The organism is Acidovorax sp. Root275 (genome assembly GCF_001428965.1).
Classification (GTDB): Bacteria; Pseudomonadota; Gammaproteobacteria; order Burkholderiales; family Burkholderiaceae_C; genus Acidovorax; species Acidovorax radicis.
This window is the reverse complement of sequence record NZ_LMJH01000001.1, coordinates 1,307,026-1,327,891: the sequence shown is the minus strand read 5'-3', so window position 1 is coordinate 1,327,891 and position 20,866 is coordinate 1,307,026. Positions and strand designations below refer to the sequence as shown.

16 protein-coding genes are annotated in these 20,866 nt (G+C 60.5%); 4 read left to right on the top strand and 12 right to left on the bottom strand.

The genetic code is table 11. From position 1 onward, the window contains the following. The first annotated feature begins 158 nt into the window (after positions 1–158). Positions 159–1,649 carry a methyl-accepting chemotaxis protein gene (locus tag ASE52_RS05970; protein WP_057224512.1) on the top strand — a complete coding sequence of 497 codons (1,491 nt, stop codon included), beginning with the start codon at positions 159–161 and terminating at the stop codon, positions 1,647–1,649. Between the two features lie 27 nt (positions 1,650–1,676). Here the strand turns inward: ASE52_RS05970 and ASE52_RS05965 are convergent, their stop codons facing one another. The 9 genes from ASE52_RS05965 to ASE52_RS05925 form a co-directional block, all read right to left on the bottom strand. Beyond that, on the bottom strand, positions 1,677–4,226 hold the full coding sequence (locus ASE52_RS05965; protein WP_082606773.1) for a phytanoyl-CoA dioxygenase family protein: 2,550 nt from the start codon (positions 4,224–4,226) through the stop codon (positions 1,677–1,679). A gap of 26 nt (positions 4,227–4,252) precedes the next feature. Next, on the bottom strand, positions 4,253–5,011 hold the full coding sequence (locus ASE52_RS05960) for a glycosyltransferase (RefSeq protein ID WP_057224508.1): 759 nt from the start codon (positions 5,009–5,011) through the stop codon (positions 4,253–4,255). Further along, positions 5,004–5,996, bottom strand: a complete 993-nt coding sequence (locus ASE52_RS05955; protein WP_057224506.1) for a GDP-L-fucose synthase — start codon at positions 5,994–5,996, stop codon at positions 5,004–5,006. The genes ASE52_RS05960 and ASE52_RS05955 overlap by 8 nt, the downstream gene beginning before the upstream one ends. Before the next feature lie 171 nt (positions 5,997–6,167). Then, positions 6,168–7,058, bottom strand: a complete 891-nt coding sequence (locus ASE52_RS05950; protein WP_241776928.1) for a glycosyltransferase family 2 protein — start codon at positions 7,056–7,058, stop codon at positions 6,168–6,170. A gap of 210 nt (positions 7,059–7,268) precedes the next feature. Then, positions 7,269–8,582 carry an ABC transporter ATP-binding protein gene (locus ASE52_RS25915; RefSeq protein ID WP_158004145.1) on the bottom strand — a complete coding sequence of 438 codons (1,314 nt, stop codon included), beginning with the start codon at positions 8,580–8,582 and terminating at the stop codon, positions 7,269–7,271. A 3-nt stretch (positions 8,583–8,585) separates the two neighbouring features. After that, positions 8,586–9,383 carry an ABC transporter permease gene (locus ASE52_RS05940; RefSeq protein ID WP_057224502.1) on the bottom strand — a complete coding sequence of 266 codons (798 nt, stop codon included), beginning with the start codon at positions 9,381–9,383 and terminating at the stop codon, positions 8,586–8,588. 327 nt (positions 9,384–9,710) lie between these two features. After that, positions 9,711–10,388 carry an RnfABCDGE type electron transport complex subunit B gene (locus ASE52_RS05935; protein WP_198928063.1) on the bottom strand — a complete coding sequence of 226 codons (678 nt, stop codon included), beginning with the start codon at positions 10,386–10,388 and terminating at the stop codon, positions 9,711–9,713. A 38-nt stretch (positions 10,389–10,426) separates the two neighbouring features. Further along, complete coding sequence (gene phaZ / locus ASE52_RS05930) at positions 10,427–12,058, bottom strand: polyhydroxyalkanoate depolymerase (RefSeq protein ID WP_057224498.1); 1,632 nt, start codon at positions 12,056–12,058, stop codon at positions 10,427–10,429. 205 nt (positions 12,059–12,263) lie between these two features. Further along, positions 12,264–13,355, bottom strand: a complete 1,092-nt coding sequence (locus tag ASE52_RS05925) for a RelA/SpoT domain-containing protein (RefSeq protein WP_057224496.1) — start codon at positions 13,353–13,355, stop codon at positions 12,264–12,266. A gap of 232 nt (positions 13,356–13,587) precedes the next feature. Here ASE52_RS05925 and ASE52_RS05920 point away from each other — a divergent pair, with 232 nt between their 5' ends. Then, positions 13,588–16,392 (top strand): EAL domain-containing protein, encoded by a 2,805-nt coding sequence (locus ASE52_RS05920; RefSeq protein ID WP_057224494.1) that lies wholly within the window; start codon positions 13,588–13,590, stop codon positions 16,390–16,392. Positions 16,393–16,430: 38 nt separating this feature from the next. On the opposite strand, the gene ASE52_RS05915 is transcribed toward ASE52_RS05920, so the two are convergent. Together ASE52_RS05915 and dusA are read right to left on the bottom strand one after the other, a co-directional pair. Beyond that, positions 16,431–16,994: a GNAT family protein gene (locus tag ASE52_RS05915; RefSeq protein ID WP_057224492.1), complete on the bottom strand. Its 564-nt coding sequence runs from the start codon at positions 16,992–16,994 to the stop codon at positions 16,431–16,433. 35 nt (positions 16,995–17,029) lie between these two features. Continuing rightward, complete coding sequence (dusA, locus tag ASE52_RS05910) at positions 17,030–18,046, bottom strand: tRNA dihydrouridine(20/20a) synthase DusA (protein ID WP_277814402.1); 1,017 nt, start codon at positions 18,044–18,046, stop codon at positions 17,030–17,032. Between the two features lie 374 nt (positions 18,047–18,420). On the opposite strand from dusA, the gene ASE52_RS05905 reads away from it, so the two are divergent. Continuing rightward, positions 18,421–19,008 carry a lysophospholipid acyltransferase family protein gene (locus tag ASE52_RS05905; RefSeq protein WP_057224488.1) on the top strand — a complete coding sequence of 196 codons (588 nt, stop codon included), beginning with the start codon at positions 18,421–18,423 and terminating at the stop codon, positions 19,006–19,008. Positions 19,009–19,109: 101 nt separating this feature from the next. Here the strand turns inward: ASE52_RS05905 and ASE52_RS05900 are convergent, their stop codons facing one another. Then, positions 19,110–19,562, bottom strand: coding sequence for an Lrp/AsnC family transcriptional regulator (locus ASE52_RS05900; RefSeq protein WP_010458880.1), 453 nt, complete (start codon positions 19,560–19,562; stop codon positions 19,110–19,112). Positions 19,563–19,732: 170 nt separating this feature from the next. Here ASE52_RS05900 and ASE52_RS05895 point away from each other — a divergent pair, with 170 nt between their 5' ends. Further along, a complete protein-coding gene (locus ASE52_RS05895) occupies positions 19,733–20,854 on the top strand; it encodes a saccharopine dehydrogenase NADP-binding domain-containing protein (protein ID WP_010458878.1) in 1,122 nt (373 codons plus the stop codon). Positions 20,855–20,866 lie beyond the last annotated feature (12 nt).

The following is a 20,866-nucleotide window of genomic DNA, read 5'->3' as shown; positions in this document are numbered from 1 at the left end:
GGTCCCCCGATCAGTCCGGTGCTGGAGCGGGTGTGGCCTGCCTGGGCTGGCCGACAGGAACCCCCGCAGCAGCGATACACCTTGTGGTCTGTCAATCCGCCGTAAGTGCATGCACCTAGGATTCGTGCCATTTGGCAAGAACGATAAGAGGAGACACGATGTCAGGATTCCTACCGCTGCGTCCGGGGCTCTGGTGGATGCGCAGGTGGCATTTGCCTGGCAAGCTGCTCTCGTTGAGCCTCCTGGTAGGGGCTGCGTTGGCCATTGCTGCGTTTGGGGCACCCTGGTGGTTGCTTGCGCTGGGGGGGCTCGTTGTGGCGTATGCGCTGCTGGTGCTTTACATCAGCCTTTCGACAGACCTCGCAGGCTTGGCACAAACCATTGAGTTGACCCAGGTCGGAGATCTGCGTGCGCAGCACCGCCGAGACTACGGGCAAGACGAGGTGGGCGATATGGCGCAGTCGCTTGAGCGCATGGTGATCACCCTTTCGTCGATGGTGGCCGATATCCGCAGCAATGCAGCGCTGGTCGCCCATGCTGGGCAGAGCCTGGCCGAGGGCAACCGCTCGCTGGCTGACCGCACCGAGCAACAGGCTGCCAACCTGGAGCAGACCGCAGCCAGTGTGGAGCAACTGTCATCTGCGGTGCAGAACAACGCCCAGACCGCCCACAGTGCGGATGCACGGGCCGCGCAGGTGCGCGACGCGGCCGACGTGGGCGCCCAGGCCATGGCGCGGGCTGTGCAGTCGGTCGAGGCCATTCAGCAAGGCGCGCGCCGCATGACCGAAATCATCGGCGTGATCGACAGCATTGCGTTTCAGACCAATATCCTTGCCTTGAACGCTGCAGTCGAGGCTGCGCGCGCAGGAGAGCAGGGCCGTGGTTTTGCCGTGGTGGCGGCAGAGGTGCGCACGCTGGCCAAACGATCCAGTGACGCGGCGCACGAAATCCGCGAGTTGATTGGTGCCTCGGTCAGCCAGGTCGAAACCAGTGCGGGCCTGATCCGGTCGGCCGGGGAGGGCATCTCCGACATGGCCGGGGGCATTCGCAGCGTTGCGGCCAGCATGAGCGAGATCTCCGGATCGAGCGCCGAGCAAAGCACGGGGCTGCGCGAGGTAAGTGCTGCGGTGCAGCAACTGGACCAGATCACCCAGCACAACGCCCAGATGGTGGGCCATGCCGTGCAACAGGCCGAGGCCCTCGAAAATCGCGCATCCACCTTGTCGCGTGCGGTCTCCGCATTCCGTTTGCAGCAGGGCACGGCCGAGGAGGCCGTGGTGTTGGTGGGCAGGGCCGTGGCATTGCACAAGAGCACCTCGCGGGATCAGTTCCTGCGCAGCATCACTGACAAGAACCAGCCGTACCACGACCGGGATATGTACGTGTTTGTGCTCGACACGGCAGGTACCTACCTTGCCTTTGGGGGCAACACCGCCAAGGTGGGGACGCGTGTGCAGGACATCCCCGGCATTGCGGGCGACCGGCTCGTGAGTGACATTGTTTCCCAGGCGGACCGTGAGCCGGGATGGGTGGAATACGACATCACCAATCCCTCCACGGGCGTGGTGCAGACGAAGATGTCTTATGTCAGCCGCGCAGGCGATCTGTATGTGGGATGCGGGGTGTACAAGGCACTTGCGGCACGCTGAGTTGCCGGGTCTTTGGCACAGACAAATTCACCCAAGCAGCCTGCGATACCAGGCTGCAGGTGGTGGTACAGGGTTTGTTGCGCTGGGCACCTCAGGAGCCACTTGGGGTGTATCAATGGGCATGAGCGCTATTCGGTGAATTCCCAATCCAAGGGAGCGCTTGTCCGTGCTCTCCGGATTCAGATCGCAGGGTCGTACCAGGGATGAACCCAGGAGTGCCACCCGCACCCGGTCGGTACGGCTTCGCAAGACCGCGTCAGGAACGTGTGCCTCCAGGACGAGCGTATCACCCACCTGTTCGTGCCTGAGGGCAATCGCTTGCCCATTCACCATCAACTGAAGCTCGCTGACGGCCGCCATCGTCAGCATGTGAATGACCTCTAGCCGCAGCCGATGATCGCCGCCAGCCGTGGGGCGGAAGTCAATCCACGCCTCGGGCTCCAGACCTGTCCAAGCGAAGTGGCGTTGCCCCTCGGCCTCGCGCACATGCCAGCCCCTTCCAGGGATGGGGCGGTCAAAGAGGTAGTCGTGCCCTGGTGGCAATGAATCGAGCCAATGGGAATCGGGTTCGTCCAAGGGCGCTTGAAGGTACCGGTTGAAGCCCATGCGGTCTTCGCCCCGCAACATGACGCAGGGAAAAGGTTCGCTGACCTTTGCGATGGGGACCGTGACTCGGACAGCCAATCCAAGCCTGTGTTCCGTAGTCCGGTTGGGGTTGGAGTGATGTAGCAGCCGTTCGTTGAAGAGAAAAAACTGACCGGGTTCCAGCACCATGGCCAACTTGCTGGTCTCGTCCACGTAGTCAGGGTCTGAAGCGATGCCTCCGAACCGAAGGCTTTTGGCAGGATCGGTATCGACGGCCGGAGGGATGATCTGCCGGTGCGAACCCGGGATGATTTCCACACACCCATTTTCCAGCGTTGCCGGCGTAATCGCCAGCCAGGCTGAAATGTTCAGGATGGGTTCCATGTTCCAGTTGTAGTGATCCTGGTGCCACGGGTATTCCTCTTGCTGTTCTGGCCGGGCAGGCGGCTTGTTGAACAGGTTGGAATTCCACAGAACGAGATCCGGCCCATAGAGAGAAGCCATGCGCTCCACAATGGCCGGAGCCGAGCACATTGCATAGACCGCCTTGCTGTCGAGGTGCCGCACACGCAGGCCAAACGGGCAATAGGGCGTAGGTGTCGGCAACACCCGCTCAGACACCGTTTTGCGGAATTGTTCCATTTCGTGGGGCGTGAATGCCGTGAACGGCCCCACATAGCCCTGTGTCCGGAATTGCTCAATTTCTTCGGGAGACAAAGAGAAAGAGACTTCAGCGGTGTCTTTGTTCATGGGTGCTTGCGTAGAAATGTCAGTCAATTGCGGCGTCGCGCTGTCGTGCTGGTTGGCAGGAGCGCGCTCCATCAGCTCGGCCAATCGCGCGTAGGCGGCCCGCCCCACACTGACCTGCTGCCGCGCCGCTTCCAGCAATCGCGGCCGTTCGGACACGGCTGCACCCCACACATCCTGTATGGCGGTGGCCAGGTGCGCAGCAGTGTCCTCCCGATCCAGAAATACGATGCGGCAGGCGGCGCCAAACTGGGCTTGAAGCCCTTGCATTTTCGACCGGTAGTGCGGAGACGCCACCAGCGCGATCACCGAAACGCCTTGCGATAGCGCGAACACCGCTGCGTGGTAACTGCCGGTAATGACCATTCGGCATGCACCGATCTCCCGCACCACGTCCTGCGGCGTCGAGACGAGGCTGGGGACGTATTGGATACCTGCAATGCCCTGGAGGAGAGAGGCAATGGCGTCAGGGTCTGAAGGCCCGGAAAGCGAAATGGGCACACCGGTAACGGGCACACCCAGGCGTGCAATGGCAAGGCCCAACCCTTCGCGCAGACGCAAAAGGGTACTGGCATCAACACCAGCGTAGTCCGCTTGGCGGACATTAATGCCCAGAGATTCGCCCAACATGGAAGGGCGCAAGTCAAACGCCAGCTCAATCGCCTCGTCTGCGGCCACGATCAAGCGTTGTTCTGGAACACCGTGGGATCTCGCCACCATCGGACTTTGCTGGGATTCTCGGCACACGACCAGACTCAGAAGAGGAAATACGCCCACCATCTTCTGAGAAAGGCTGCGAACGCTGAGAGGTTCAAATCCACAGCTCAGAATAATTGCCGGCTTGCCAAGCTGGATACCCGCTTCCAGCGTATGCAAAATGGCTTCTGCCTGGTTGGAAAAATCATCACTGAAATATCCGCCCCCCGTCGCTATCACCATGTCGCAGTCCATCAAGGCGGACACAATGCGCGCGGTGTCAGAGGATGCTTGGGTTTCCGGGTTCTGTGAATTCGCATCGAGGCTGATCAGTGACAGGGGGGCGCGTTCCTCGGTCAGCTCCAATACCATGACCTCGGGACAGTCCTTCTTGAGCAAGGCAGCATTGCGAGTTATCCAATGGATTTGACAATCAGGCCAGAGATACCGCAAGCGCTGAAAAATGACTTGGTAGATTGCCCTGTCTCCCAAATTGTCATTGTTGGAAAAATAGTTTCCAGAATCGACCAGAATTCGATGAGATGCCATTTTATGGTGCCGAAACTAATTTGAAATCAGTGTTTCATCATGGATCGATACCAAACCGAGTATGGTTGGGCGATCCACCACTTTAGGGGCAATCGACCATAATGTCGACGCACTACGCCCATGGCCTCCCGATAATGCTCCTTGCGCCGAGTGCTGGTCTTTGTGGCATCGTGCTCACGGTTGGTTGCGACAAAGGAGTCCACAAATTTCAATGGCCCCAATATTTTGTAGAGGCGCCACCAAAGGTCGTAGTCCATGGTCATATGCAATGACTCGTCCACGCCTTCAACGGCATTCCATGCCGTTCGGCGAATCAATGCCCCGGGTTGCGAAACAATACAAAATTGAGCCATCCACCACTCGCTAAAAGGTCGGACCAGCACAGGGCGGGTTTTTCCGGTGCTTTCCGCATAGTTCCACACCCGCCCATAGACCATTGGAGCGGCAGGGTTCAATTGCAACGCTTCGACCAGATTTTTCAGAGCACCTGGCAATAACCAATCGTCGCTATTGAGCCAGCACACAAAAGGCGCGCTTCCTTTTGCAATTGCCTCATTGATGGCCGATGATTGCCCCATATCCTTGCAACTTCGCCAACCCGCAAGTTGTGTTTCCCAACGGCGGATGACCTCGATCGATTCGTCGGTGGAACCGCCATCTGCGACATAGACCTCGACCGGGACGTTTTGCGCAAATATGGACTCCAGCGCCGCATTCAGGTAGCGCCCCTGGTTATAGGAGGGCACGGCTACCGTCACCAAAGGCTTATCCACAGGATCATCCATTGGCACGTTGCAGCGTTGAAACGTAGTCCTGATAGACCATGGTCAACCCGTGCTGTAGCCCAACCTGGGCACGCCAGCCCAATCCTTGCAAGCGGCTCACATTCAGGAGCTTTCGCGGCGCGCCATCCGGCTTGGTGGCGTCAAATTCGATCTTCCCTGTGTATCCCACCACTTCGCCGATCAACTGGGCAAGCTCTCGAATGGGCAGGTCTTCGCCAGTCCCTAAATTGATGTGGGACAACCGGGGTTGTGTGCAGGCGTTATAAACCGATTGATCCAGATTCATGACATGGATGCAGGCTGCTGCCATGTCGTCGACATAAAGAAATTCGCGTCGCGGCGCACCAGTTCCCCAGATCACAACACTAGAGGATCGGGCTAATTTTGCCTCGTGAAAACGACGGATAAGTGCCGGTATGACATGGCTGTTTTCTGGATGGTAGTTGTCGCCCGGGCCATAGAGATTGGTGGGCATCACGCTGCGATAATCGGTGCCATATTGCCGGTTGTAGGACTCACACAGCTTGATGCCTGCAATCTTGGCGACGGCGTAGGGTTCGTTGGTCGGCTCCAAAGTACCGGTCAGCAGCGCCTCTTCAGCCATAGGCTGGGACGCAAGCCTGGGATAGATGCAACTGGACCCCAGGAACATCAGGCGTTGAATACCCGCACGCCATGCCTCATGCACGACATTGGCCTCAATCATTAAGTTTTGGTAAATGAATTCTGCGGGATAGGTATTGTTGGCATGTATGCCCCCCACCTTGGCCGCCGCAAGATAGACATGGGCGGGTGCTTCAGCCTGGAAAAAGGAACGCACATCGGCCTGACAGGTCAGATCGAGTTCGGCATGGGTGCGTGTGATGATCTCGACATTGCCCCGTTGCTTCAGCGCCCGCACGATGGCTGAACCGACCATGCCGGAGTGGCCGGCCACATATACCCTCTCGGACCGGGTCGTTGGGCTTAACTTGATCGCGTTCATAGGCCGGACCCCGGTGCTTCTTCTCCAGATTGGAGCAGTCCAGTCATCTTCCAATTTGCTTCACTTCTCATTTCCAATTCCTTGGTCTTGGACTCCGTCCAATTCGCCTATCACTGCGTTGATGTCCTGCAACGACTGGAACAAACACTGCCATTTTGATGGGCACCCAGATCAGCGCACCCGCTTGAGAGGTTGGCGTATGCGGAACGCCAAATCTCGAAGCATGTGCCTTGACAGATAAGGAAGCACCGCACTTCGTATCTCCTTATAGTCAGGAACTCTGCCAAGAATTTTCTCGCGTATCCGATTCATTTCCTGCTGGCCGATATCGTTGATATTGGCAGAGGTTTTTTGGTGCTCATGAACCCGAAAGGCCCCCAGAAAAAGGGGTATGTGAGCAAACTTCGCTCCAGCGTCTCGAAAGCGTATCAGCAAGTCCCAATCCATCGCGAACCTGAATGATTCGTCGACTTGGCCTCCAGCCTTGTCCCAGATACGTCGTCGCCAGAAGAGTGTCTCCTGCGGAATATAGTCTGCCCATGACAGCACGACACTGTCATGCCCAGGCATGATCCAACGGCCAATCTCCATCCCATTCCGGTCGATGAGCAGTCGGTCACCATAAACCACATCTACCTCTGGATGGCGCACGAAGTAATCCGCGACCGTATTCAATGCGCCCGGCAAAAGCAGGTCGTCAGAATTAAGCCAGGCCATGATCTCACCCTCAGTCCGGGCAAACCCTCTGTTGATCGCTTGCGACTGCCCTGTGTCTTTTTCTGATACCCATCCAGATATTTTTCCTTCGAATTTTTCCAGGATGGAAACGGTTTCATCTGGAGATCCGCCATCTTGAATGAAGTATTCCAAATTTGAATATTTCTGATCAAGAATACTGGTTATTGTTTTTTCAATAAAAGTACCTTGCTTGAATGAGGGTGTAATCAATGAAATTTTTGGTGCAGCTGGAAGTTGCTTTGCATTTTGGTACAATTTAAAATGCATCATTGGCCTCGGTGGATACTGGTTGAGATTGCCCAGTCTCGGCATGAAGGGGGTCATGATATATCGAACAATGGGGTTTGGAGACCCAAATGCTGACGAGGCGATATGCAAAATTGCGCGACAAGCCCCAAGCACACGATGGTAGATTTTAATTGTTATCATTATTTTTGCGGATTTCAGTTTTATCCTGGGGGAATTGACGGTTTGCTAAAATTATTTTAATTTCCATCGGGTGCGGTGAGGACTTCTATGTATTGGTGAATGTCGCTATGGATAAAGTTCCTGCTCACCGCAGTTTGCTATGAATTCGCCGCTTGCCGGAAGTCCAAACATGCCCAAAAATGGGGCTGATTCCGTCTCATAGCTCCAGTCAATTCGAAATGGCCCAAACCAGCCGGTGGTATCAAGTTCTCGACCTTTGTTGATTTCGGTGGGTTGATGAATTCCGATTTTCAAGGAATAAAGTCCCGCCTCGATATTTAATGTTACCTTGAACACAAAGACCGCGTTGCGCCCGTCTTCTGTGTCGCAGTTTTCTATGCCAAGACGGCGCGCATTGGTTACAAAGATGACTTGATCAAACCTATTTTTAATGGCCAATGCAACTGTCGTTCCCACATCGCCTACAAGGCTTTGATAATATACTTTGATGTATATATCAGAACCCATTTGAGTGCGTTCAGTTTTATTATTATTCTGATCCTGGATGCTCACTGCAATCAGACGGCCCGGATGGTTTTGAGGTCTAGACCACAGCGCATCACTGAAAATTGCAGCGAATCGAACATCAGAAGACTCCGGGACGTAAGAGAGGGGTGCGGGTATTTCTGCTGTATTGGCGGGCTGGGATGGTGCATCCTCGTTGAAATAATGCCGTATTGCAGACCCGCTGTCCCCAGTGAATTCAGCCGAGCCGTGGCGTAAATAAATGGCTCTCTTGCAGAGATCGCGCACCGTGCCCATGTCGTGCGACACAAAAAGCAGGGTCAAGCCGTCCTCCCGCATCTTGCGAAGGTGCCCAAAGCACTTTTGCTGGAAAAAATAGTCTCCCACGCTCAATGCCTCGTCGACGATCAATATGTCGGGTGTCAGTGCCACCTGCACAGCAAAGGCCAAGCGTACGAGCATGCCACTGGAGTAGGTTTTGACTTGCCGATCCAGCACATCGCCAATGTCTGCAAACGCAGCAATATCGTCGAATCGGTGCTCTACCTCTTCCCGCGTCAAACCCATCAGCAGGCCATTCAGGAGGACGTTCTCCCGTCCTGTGTACTCTGGGTTGAAACCGCTACCCAGTTCCAGCAATGCCGCCACACGGCCATTCACCTGCACTTCGCCGGTTGTCGGCGTGAGGGTCTGGGTCACTATTTCCAGTAATGTGCTTTTCCCGCTGCCGTTGCGACCGATCACGCCCAGCGATTCTCCTCGAGCGACTTCAATGTTAATGTCCTTCAGGGCCCATACTTCCTGCATTCCTCGGGTGTGTCTGGGGGACAGTGCGTGCAAGAATCGTGAGCGCTGATCGTCGAATATCCGATAGCATTTACTGACGTTTTTGACGGAAATGACAATATCCGACATTGCTCAAACCATATCCGCAAATGTGGTGCGCAGGCGCCTGAAGAGTGTCAGCGATGCCCATGAGAAAACACTGGCGAGACCGATATAGACGGCAAGTCCCAAGAAGGAGGGCATGCCTCCCGCCAGAAGTACGAGGCGAAACTGCTCCACAATGAAAGTCAGGGGATTCAGCATCAGCAAATTCTTGATCATGTCAGGGGCGGAATCCATGCTGTAGAAAATGGGGGTCAAGAAGAGAAGGCTGTGGCTGAGCATGCCTGTGAGTTGACCGATGTCTTTCACCGCGACACCAATGGCCGAGAGAAGCCATGCGAGTCCGAGCAGTACGGGCGCAAAGCACAGCAGGACGAGCGGGAAAAGAAATACCGTGGGCCGGGGCATTCCCACGAAGATCACATACCCCGCCAGCAAAATCCCCGTGCCCAATAACGCCTGCAGGTAGGCAGCGGCCACCGTGACGATGGGCAAAAGCTCCAGTGGAAAAACCACTTTTTTCACAAAATTGGGGTTGCCGGTGATCAAGAGCGGCGATTTGCTCAGGACCTCAGAAAATGCGTTGAACACGATCAGGCCAGCGAACAGCATCAACGCATAGTCCACCGCACTGCCCGAGTTGTTCCAGCGGGACTGGAGAATTACCCCAAATGCGATGGTATAGATGCCTAGCAGAAAGAGGGGGTGGGCCAGTGACCAGAAGACTCCACCCAAAGAACCCCGATATTTGCTGGAAAATTCGCGTTTGACCAATTCAAAGACCAAACTGCGGTGGCGCCACAATGTGAAGGGAAGGCTAGATTGCATTGATTGCACATCCCTTGTGAAACTCTCGGTGCGGCAGTATTTTTTTCTTCGGCACGGGCGGTCGTCCACACTGGGCTATTGCGCGATGCGCATTGTTGAGAAGATCCATGCAGGATTGTCTTCTGGGAAGGCACTTATTGAAGCATTGCACATTAACTTGCCCGGAGGTCCGCATGTAGGGCACATGGGCTGAATGTGAAAATTTGCACCAATGTGCTCGATTTTGAGGTGTTTGTCTTCTCTGAACTTGCACCTGAGGGCTTGGCCTCAGGGTCTCCTGGTCTCTGAGGGGCGTGGGCCGGGAGTCAAACCTCCAAGAAGCCACGCCTAGCGCGGTGCTTGGGATCGGCGCTGACGGGCCCGCTCCAGAGCCGCTGCAATGGTGGCCTGGCGGGTGGCATGAGCGGCTGTGGGATCGGCGGGGCCCATGGGCGCGGAGCCGTCACCAGCGGAGGCCGGTGCATCGATGGCTGTTTGAGAGGTTTCATCATCTCCGTCCGCGGCGGCCTCCAGCGGCAGGCGCCCACGGTGCGCTTGGTAGCGCAATTGGGACTGCAGCGCCAATGGGGCGGACCATGCGGCCCAGCCGGTGGCGTTGCCGCTGACGTTCTCAAGCTCAATGCAATCCACGGGGCACACCGGGATGCACAGTTCACAGCCGGTGCAATACGGCTCGATGACGGTGTGCATCTTCTTGTGGGAACCCACGATGGCATCGGTCGGGCAGGCCTTGATGCACAGCGTGCAGCCAATACACCATGCTTCGTCGATGTAGGCCACGGCGCGCGGTGCTTCCAGGCCGTGCTCAGCGCTCAGCGGCAGCGGCGCCTGCCCCGTGATGGCGGCAAGGCGGGCAATGCCCTCGGCGCCTCCTGGAGGGCACTGGTTAATGGGCACGCCGTCCTTGGCAATGGCCCGGGCGTACGCGGAGCAGTCCGGGTAGCCGCAGCGCGTGCACTGCGTTTGGGGCAAGGCTGCGTCAATCCGCGCCGCAAGCGTGGACACGGCGGCGGATGGCGTGGAAACCGGCGGCTGGAGCTCGGTCAAGCCTTGCGCGCCGCACTGCGGCGGGTGCGGGATGTGGCTGCTGCGGTCACCGTCGTGGCCTTCGCAGGCGTGGCCGCTACCACCTCGGCGGGCGCGGCAGCCCCGGTGGTGGGCTTTTTGCCGGTGGTGGCTGGTGTTGGAGTCACCCAGCGGGTGGCCACAGCCGCCGTCGCCTTGGTTGGGGGCTTGGCGGCCACTTTGGCGACCGTTTTAGCTTCCGGTTTGACGGCTGCTGCTTTGGCCACGGGTTTTGCGACGGGCTTGGCCACAGCCTTGGGGGCGGGGGCTGCGGCTTTTGGGACTGCGCGCAGAGGCGGGTTGTCGTCCGGGGTGTCCATCACAGGTGCTGCCGCCTTCGTCTGCGGCTTTTCGTGCTGCAGGATGAAGGAGCGTACCTGGGGGTAGACCACTTCGCGCCAGCGCCGGCCGCTGAAGATGCCGTAGTGGCCCGCGCCCTTGGCCTCCAGGTGGCGCTGCTCCTTGCGCACGATGCCGCTGCACAGGTCATGCGCGGCTTCAGTCTGGCCCGAGCCGGAGATGTCGTCGAGTTCGCCTTCCACCGTGAACAGTGCGGTGGTGGTGATGTCCTGTGGGCGTACGCGCTCGATCTTGCCGTCGGGGGAGCGCACATCCCAGGTGCCGTGGACCAGCTTGTACTCCTGGAACACGGTCTCGATGGTTTCCAGGTAGTAGTCCGCGTCCATGTCGAGCACGGCGTTGTATTCGTCGTAGAACTTGCGGTGGGCCTCGACGCTGGCATCGTCGCCTTTGATCAGGTCCTTGAAGTAGTCGTAGTGGCTGCTGGCGTGGCGGTCAGGGTTCATGGCCACAAAGCCGGTGTACTGCAGGAAACCGGGGTACACGCGCCGCCCCGCGCCCGGAAAGTTCTCGGGCACGCGGTAGATCACATTGTTCTCGAACCACTCGAAGCTGCGATTCGTGGCCAGGTTGTTCACCGACGTGGGTGATTTGCGGGCGTCGATGGGGCCGCCCATCATGGTCATGGTCAGCGGTGTGGTTTCGCCCCGGCTCGCCATCAGGGACACGGCTGCCAATACGGGCACCGTGGGCTGGCACACGCTGATGACGTGGCAGTTGCCGTAGATGCCTTGCAGGTGGCGGATGAACTCTTGCACATAGTTCACGTAGTCGTCCAGGTGGAACTCGCCATCGGCCAGGGGCACCAGCCGTGCGTTCTTCCAGTCGGTGATGTAGACCTTGTGGTCCTTGAGCATGGTGCGCACGGTGTCGCGCAGCAAGGTGGCGTAGTGGCCCGACAAGGGGGCCACGATCAGTACCACGGGCTGTTCCTTGAGCTTGGTCAGGGTGGCGGTGTCGTCCGAGAACCGCTTGAAGCGGCGCAGTTCGCAAAACGGCTTGTCGACCTCGATGCGTTCGTGCACTGCCACACCGACACCGTCCACATCCACCGAATGGATCTCGAAGGCTGGCTTTTCGTAGTCCTTGCCCAGGCGGTACAGCAGTTCGTAGCCCGCAGACATGCGCTGCGCCAGGGGGCTTTCGCTGAAGGGCGACATCGGGTTGCTGAACAGCTTGGCAGCAGCCTGTGCGAAATCGGTAAATGGCTCCATCAGGGAGCGCTGGGTTTCGTAAATGTGATACAGCATGGGCGAAACTCCGTTATGTTGCAGTGCAATATAGCAGCACTTGGTAACAAGCGCATGGAGGAAAACCACCAGTCCCTAGTCACCTATGCGACAAATTGGTGTAGTCGGCAGGTGCCTTGCTCCACAAAAGGGGGAAATTGAATTGCTATAAAATAAATAGCATTAAATTCAATCCAGATAAGCGGAAAGCCCTTCTAAAAGCAAATTACTGAAGCTTTGGTTCGGTCTGCTCCTGCAGCCATGCCTCGAAAGACTCCCGGGCCGAGTTGCGCAACGCGGGGCGGAACGCAGCCTTGTTACTCAGGTACAAGCAGTGGCGGATCACGGTGTACGGATTGAAGCTGGCCTGGGGGTTGTGTTCTTCAAAGTGCTGCTTGTAGCGCTTGACCACGCCCACGGTCTCGCGCATCAGCGCATTGAAGCGTGCCCGCGTCATGCCACGCGACCACGCCTGGATGTCGTCCACAAAACCGTCCACCTTGGAAGGCTCGAACTCAAAATCCTTGAAGAAGTGCGTCGCAATCTTGAGGAAGGTGAACGCATTGAGCTCGCTGCTGGGAGCCTGCGCCTTGCTGGGGGCCTGGGGGTTGTCGACGGCAGCGGGGTCGGGCAGCGGCTCTGCGGTTTCGTCGGGTGCCTGCAGCAATTCAGCGGCCGTGGCGTCGCGGATCTGGCGAAACTCGCGGTCGGCCAGCTCGAACAGGGCAGACAGCACGTTGATGCGCCGCTTGAGTTCGCCGGGAATCGACTTCTTGTATTTGATCCGGTGGTCCAGCACGCTCCAGGAGTCCTGGATGATGGTGCGCACCTGCAGCTCGAAGGGCAGGTGGGCATAGGCGGCGTGCTCGGGCTGGGTGCGCTCCGTGGTGCTGAGCTTGAGGTCCAGGTGCAGGCCCTTGTAGCCAAACGAGGCCTCGGTGCTCTCCACCGCCGTCACCTTGTCGGTGACATCGATCACGGCAAAGTGCCCGCGCACGATGGCCGCGATCTTCTCCAGCTCGTCCTCGTACAGGCACACCACCCGCACGCCGACCAGGTCGGTGATGTAGCTCTGGATCTCGTAGGGCGTGTTGTTTTCCTCCAGCGCCGGGCGGTACTTGCGCACAAACTTGCGGATGCACTCGTCCGCATCCTTGACGCGGCCCTCCACCTTGGCGACTTCCACGCCGCCCGCACGCGTGACCACGGCGGCGACCATGTCGGTGAGGGCGGCGCAGGCCGCGTCCAGCGCCACAGACTGCTGCGCGTAGAACGCACGGAAATGGGATTCCTCCAGGTCGAAATCAAGCGATGGCATGCCAGGTCTTTGGTGTGCGAGGGTGGTTGGGGGGAGCTGTGCTCAGGCTCCTGGAAAGTATTGGCGACGGTGCGAAGGAAGCATATCCAACAATGCCGACCATGCGCTGCGCCTGGGTGAAAAGTGTGTGCGCAAATACTGCTTTTTTGTGCGGGACAGGTGCTCATAATGGTGGAGTTCGCCCACGGTGGCGGCTTTCGCTGACCGCAGCGGAATCACCCCCAAGAACGCCATGACGCAACATTCTCACCAAGGGACCGAGGTAGCCGCTGAGTCGGCGCCAGCCGTACCGTCCCCGGATGGATGGAGTGGGGCCACCAACCATCGGTGGCTGCCCGTGTTGCTGCCGCCCCTGGTGGGGCTGCTCACCCTGGGATTGACCTTTCTTTATTGGCAAAGCGAAGAAGGCGGCGCCCGCGCCAAGCGGGAGCAGAACTTTCAGGCCGCGGCCGACCAGATCGCCTACAACCTCAAGGACCGAATGGCCACCTACGAGGTGGTGCTTCGTGGGGTCAAGGGGTACTTTGAAGGGTCCGAGCGCATCGACCGGGCCGAGTTCCAGGCCTATGTGGGCGCCCTGCAATTGCGGGAAACGCGCCCGGGCCTGCAGGGCGTTTCACTCATCCTGCAGTTGCCTGCGTCCGCGCTGGCTGCGCACCTGGATGACATGCGCCAACGTGGGTACGCCCAATACACCGTGCGCCCCGAAGGCGCACGCGAGGTGCTGGCCCCCATCACCCACATCGAGCCCCTGGAGGGCAACAACCTGAAGGCGCTGGGGTTTGATGTGCTGACCCTTCCCCCCGCCAAGGAAGCGCTGGACCGCGCCCGCGACACCGGGATGCTGGCGTTGTCCGGCCAGCTGACACTTCTGCAGGACAACAGCCCAGGCTTGGTGATGTACATGCCGCTGTATGGCGCGGGCACCGATGCGCGCACGGTGGAGGGCCGGCGCACCGGGCTGGCCGGTTGGGTATCGGCGCCGTTTCGGCTGGAAGACGTGGTCCGCGGCATGTCGCGCGAGTTCGATGCCGACATCGGTTTCCGGATCTCTGACGGCACCCAAGCTGGCGCCGCCGAGACCCTGCTTTTCACCAACGTTGCGCGGCCGGCTGAGGGCACTGAAACCGCCATCCAGGCTTTGCAGGCCCGGCGTGTGCTGGAGCTGGGCGGCCGGCGCTGGGTACTGCACATGTCGCCCCAGCCAGCGTTTGCCGAACGCTTCCAGGACGAAGGCCACCACCCCGTGGCCCTGATGGGATCGGTGCTGAGCCTGCTGCTGGCCTGGTTCACCTGGCTGCTTGCCACCGGGCGCGAGCGGGCTGTGGCGCTGGCGCGCGACATGACGGCGGAGCTGCGCGCCACGCGCGATGATCTGGAAAGCACGCTCAACGCCATCCCCGACCTGCTCTTTGAGCTGGGCCTGGACGGACGCATTCACCACTACCGATCGGCACGCTCTGAAGAGCTGGCCGTGCCCCCCGACATGCTTCTCGGACGGCTGCTGCGAGACGTTGTGCCCCCCGAAGCCGCCGCCGGTTGCCATGCAGCGCTGGAGGCCGCGCACCGCACGGGCTATTCGGCAGGCCACCAGTACCGGCTGGAACTCCATGGCGCCACACACTGGTTCGAGCTGTCCATTGCCCGCAAGGAAAGCGCTGCGCCCGGCGACGCCCCCCGGTTCATCGCGCTCTCGCGCGACATCACCGAGCGCAAGCGGGCCGAGGCGCGCACGCACCAGCTGGCCTATTTCGACGCGCTCACTGGCCTGCCCAACCGGCGCATGCTGCTCGACCGCATGGAGCACGCTTTGTTCAGCGCCCAGCAAACGGCGCAGGTCGGCGCCGTGCTGTACATCGACCTCGACAACTTCAAGCAGATCAACGACGCGCGTGGGCATACGCTGGGCGACACGCTGCTCATGCAGGTGGCGCACCGCCTCACGCAGCAATTGCGCCCCGGCGACACCGTGGCCCGCCTGGGCGGGGACGAGTTTGTGGTGCTGGCGCACAACGTGGCGTCCGACATGGAGGCCGCTGGGCGCCAGGCCTTGCTGGTGGCCGAGGAGATCCGTACCGCGCTGGAGGCCCCGTACACCATCGACACCCACCTCTACAGCACCACGGGCAGCATTGGCATCACGCTGTTCCCCAAGCGCGGCGAGGGTGTGGAAGACCTGCTGCGCGAGGCCGACACCGCCATGTACCGCGCCAAGGACCTGGGCCGCAACCGCATCCGCTTTTATGAAGCGGCCATGCAGGCCGACGTGCAGGAGCGCCTGGCGCTGGAGCAGGACCTGAAGAAAGCCCACGCCCTGGGCCAGTTGGCCGCCTTTGTGCAAAACCAGGTGGACGCTGCGGGCACCGTGGTGGGCGGCGAGCTGTTGATGCGCTGGGACCACCCCGTGCGCGGCAACGTGCCGCCCAGCCGCTTCATCCCCATCGCCGAGGCCTCGGGCCTGATCCTGCGCATGGGCGACTGGATGATCCAACAGGCCTGCGAAACCCTGGCGCGCTTGCAGGCTGCGGGGCGCGAGCTGTCGCTGTCGGTCAACGTCAGCGAACGGCAGTTCCGCCAGGACGATTTTGTCGAGCGCGTGCGCCATGTGCTGGCCCACACCGGCGCCCATCCTGCCAACCTGATCCTGGAAGTGACCGAAAGCCTGCTGATCGAAAACCTGGACGACACCATTGCCCGCATGACCGAGATCGTGGGCCTGGGCGTGCGGTTTTCCATCGATGACTTTGGCACCGGCTATTCGAGCCTGGCCTACCTCAAGCGGCTGCCACTGTACGAGCTCAAGATCGACAAGAGCTTTGTGGATGACACCCCCGACGACCCGAGCGACACCGCCATCGTGCAGTCCATCATCTCGGTGGCCCGCCATCTGCACCTGCGTGTGGTGGCAGAGGGCGTGGAGACACGCGCCCAGGCGGATTTTTTGGTGGAGAGCCAGTGCGAATGCCTGCAGGGCTACCTGTTCGGTCGGCCGGAGCCGCTGGCGGTATGGCTGGGGCGATTGACCCCACCACCCTGAGCCGCAGAGCGCGCTGAATGAGGGGCTACACCGTGCGATCAGATGTGCGAAGTGGCCCCATCGGCCACGATGGCCCAGCGCTCATGGTCGCGCCAGCGGCCGTTGATCTTGAGATAACGGCGCGAAAAGCCTTCTTGTAGAAACCCACAGGCTCGAACCAGCGCGATGGACGCTTCGTTGCCGGGCTGGATGTTCGCCTCCAGCCGGTGCAGCTTCAATGGTCCAAAGGCGTGGCGCAGCAGCTGTTGCAAGCCTGCACGCATCACACCTTGGCGCTCGTAGCCTGCAAAGACGTAGTAGCCCAGGTAGGCGCTGCGAAAGTTGCCCATCACGATCTGTGAGAGATGGAAGGCTCCCGCGATCTGATCCCCACCGCCATCCTTGTCCGGCAGGCACACCAAAAACCCCTGGTTCGCAGGCGCGTCCATTTGCGCCAGGTAGGCGGCAAACGCCTCGGGGGTTGATGGCGCCGAGGTCCAGGTCGCATGCAGCACGCGGCTGCGCTGGGCCAGCGCGATAAAACGCTCTTCATCGGCCGCCACGGGGGCGCGCAGGGAGATAGGCACGGGGGGTTTTACGCGCATCTTCTCGCGCTTGTGCATTTGCTCTGTACCTCGGTGGCCACCGCAGGGCGGCGTCAGACCGGCAAGGCCTGGGCTGTTTGCTCGGACGCAGACTCAGGTGCAGCGCTGGCATACGACTGCACCGCCAGCGCATGCACCTCGCGCGCAGGGCGGTCCTTGAGCAGATGGTTGCTCCAGACCTGGCGCCAGATGCGGGCGCCGGGCAGGCTGTGGCGCAGGCCCAGCATATGGCGGGCAATGTGGGGCCAGGGCGTGCCGTATTGGGCGGCCTCACGTTCCATGTATTCGACCATTGCCAGCTCCACCTCCTCGCGGGTCAGAGGGCAGGGGGCGCCGCCGTAGTAGAGCTGGTCCCAGCGGGCCAGCCACCAGGGGTTGTGGTACGCCTCGCGGCCGATCATCACGCCGTCGAGATGCTCCAGCTGCTCCTGCACCACGGCATCGGTCGCGATACCGCCATTGATGGCGATGGTGAATTGCGGAAACTCGGCCTTGAGCTGGTGCACCACTTCATACCGCAGCGGCGGGATGTCGCGGTTTTCCTTGGGGCTCAGACCTTGCAGCCAGGCATTGCGCGCATGCACGATGAACACGGTGCAGCCAGCGTCGGCCACGGTGCCGATGAAGTCGCGCACAAAGCCGTAGTCCTCCACCTTGTCGATGCCGATGCGGTGCTTGACTGTGACGGGCACGTCGACCACGTCCTTCATGGCCTTCACGCAGTCGGCCACCAACTGGGGCGACTTCATCAGGCTGGCACCAAACGCGCCACGCTGCACGCGGTCGCTCGGGCAGCCGCAGTTGAGATTGATCTCGCCGTAGCCCCACTGCGCACCCAGGCGCGCGGCCTCGGCCAGCCTGTCGGGCTCGTTGCCGCCAAGTTGCAGGGCCACGGGATGCTCTTCGGCGTTGAAACGCAGGTGCCGTTCGGTGCCGCCATGAATGATGGCACCCGCGTTCACCATCTCGGTGTACAGCAGGGTCTGGCGGGTCAGCAGCCGGTGAAAATAGCGGCAGTGGCGGTCGGTCCAGTCCATCATCGGGGCGACGGACATGCGCCAGGGGCTCAAAACGGGGGATTCCACAGCAGGCAAAGGGGGCAAACGAAAGACAAGTACGGGCTGCAGCGGCGCGCCCTGGTCGGGCCCGCCACGAGGCTGCAGGGGGAGGAGGGCGCGATTATCCCATCGACCCACAAGCTGCGCCAGCCTGTGGATATGGGGGAAATAGGCCATTTCGCTTGATGGATAAGCGCTGATAGCTATAAAAATAATAGTAATGCAGTGTGCTCGTTCTGGGAATGGCGCCAGCCCTTGTCCTGCCGCAAGGCAGGGCCAAGGCGGCATCGGCGATACTCGCGGCGCTTTTCTGATGTGCGACCCGATGCCGATGTGGCCGGTCGTGCTGCCGCGTCCTGCGGGCCCTGTCTGCCGCTGTATCCCCCATGCACCACACGATTTTTGACACGCCGGTTGTCAACACCTTGCTGCGCGCCTTGTCGCGCGCCACCTTGCGCCTGACGGGCTGGACGGTGGAAGGCACCTTGCCCGCCCACGCCGCCAAAAGCGTGCTGATCGCCGCCCCGCACACCAGCAACTGGGACCTGCCGTACACGCTGATGCTGGCGTTTTCGCTGCGCCTGCGGGTGTACTGGATGGGCAAGCAGAGCCTGTTCCGTGCGCCGTTTGGCGGGGTGATGCGCTGGCTGGGCGGCATTCCGGTGAATCGGGAGCAGGCGAACAACCTGGTGGCCAGCTCCGCCCAGGCCATGCGGGATGCGGACGGGCCCATGCAGCTCATCGTGCCGCCCGAAGGCACACGCGGCAAGACGCGGCATTGGAAGACGGGCTTCTATTTCATCGCCCAGCAGGCGGGCGTGCCCATCGTGCTGGCCTTTGTGGACTACGGCCGCAAGGTGGGCGGCCTGGGCCCGGTGTTCGAGCCCACGGGCGACCTGGACGGCGACATGGTGCGCATCAAGGCGTTTTATGCGCCGATCCAAGGGAAAAACCCGAAGCAGTTCGAGGCCTGAGTTTGTCAGTCAAAGTTTTCAATAAAATTGGGCTCTAGCGCTTATCTATAAAGCGCTAGCAGCTATGAAAAATGAAGTGAATGCGTTGGCGGCAGACGGTTTCACGCGCCCACACTGCGCCGGTCGATCTTGCGGCTGAGCACGATGCTGGTCTGGGTCTGGTGCACGCCGTCGAGTTGCCCCACCTTGTCGAGCAGCGCATCAAGCTGCTCATGGCTCGTGCAGCGCAAGAACACCAGGTAGTCAAACGGCCCGCTCACGGCAGACACCTCTTCGACCTCGGCCATGGCCTCCAGCGCGCGCAGCACGGCGGGCGCAGTTTTGGGCAACACGCTGATGGAACACCACGCGCGCACGGTGGTGGCGTCGAGCCGGGCGCCCAGCCGCACCCCATATCCAGCGACCACGCCCGAGCGCTCCAGCCGTGCGATGCGCGCCACCACGGTGGTGCGGGCCAGTCCCAGCTTGCGCGCCAGCTGTGCCGTGCCCTCGCGGGCGTTGGCCTGCAGCAGGCTCAGCAGTTGGCGGTCGGTGTCGTCCAGGGCCTGGGTCATGGGCAATTCCTCAAAAAGTCATAACGGCCATCATATTCGCCGTTGTGGCGAGACAAAGAGCGGTTTTCGACGTTATAGGTGCTACACATTGACAGCATCATTGCTTAGCATCAAGGCATCTACAACACCTATCACCGCTGCACGCAGTGAGCACTACCGGGAGCTCCGCCATGACCACCTTTTCCACCCAATCCCACAAGACTGTCCGCCGCGCCATCACCATCCTGGGCGCAGGCCACATCGGCTTTGCCATGGCATTGCTGCTGCAGCAGGCCGGCGACTACGACACCCTGGTGGTGGACCGCGACCCTGCACGCCTGGCCGAAGTGGCGGCTCTGGGCGTATCTACCCAGTTGGCCACCGACGATGCGAGCCTGCAGGCCGCTATCGACGGCCGTTTTGCCGTGCTCAATGCACTGCCGTTTCACCGCGCTGTGCCGGTTGCGACGCTTTGCGCCGCAGCGGGAGTGCATTACTTTGACCTGACCGAAGACGTGGCCAGCACCCAGGCCATCCGCGCCCTGGCCGCCAACGCCCGCAGCGTGCTTATGCCGCAATGTGGCCTCGCCCCGGGCTTCATCGGCATCGTGGGCAATGACCTGGCCCGCCGTTTTGACACGCTGCACACTTTGCGCATGCGCGTGGGGGCGCTCCCACGCTACCCACAAGGTGCCTTGCGCTACAACCTGACCTGGAGCACCGAAGGCCTCATCAATGAATACTGCAACCCCTGCGAGGCGATTGTGGACGGCGTGCGCACCACGGTGCCCGCGCTGGAGGGGCTGGAGACCTTTGCCCTGGACGGCGTGGAATACGAGGCCTTCAATACCTCGGGCGGGCTGGGCACGCTGACAGAAACGTTGGCAGGCAAGGCGCGGCAGGTGGACTACCAGTCCATTCGCTACCCGGGCCACAACGCCATCCTCAAGCTGCTGCTCAACGACCTGCGCCTGCGCGACCGGCGCGATCTGCTCAAGGACATTCTCGAAACCGCCATCCCCACCACGGACCAGGACGTGATCGTGGTGTTTGCCACCGCATCGGGCCTCAAGGGCGGGCGGCTGGTGCAGGACTCGTATTCGGCCCATATCGTGGGCACCCAGGTGGCGGGGCACACGCTGAGCGCCATCCAGCTCACCACGGCCGCGGGCATCTGCACGGCGCTGGATCTGGTGGCACAGGGGCAGTTGCCGCAGCAGGGGTTTGTGGGGCAGGAGGCGGTGGGGCTGGCGGATTTTGTGGCGAACCGGTTTGGGGTGGTGTATGCGGGAGAGGGCGAGCTGGTGCTTTGACTTGACACCCCG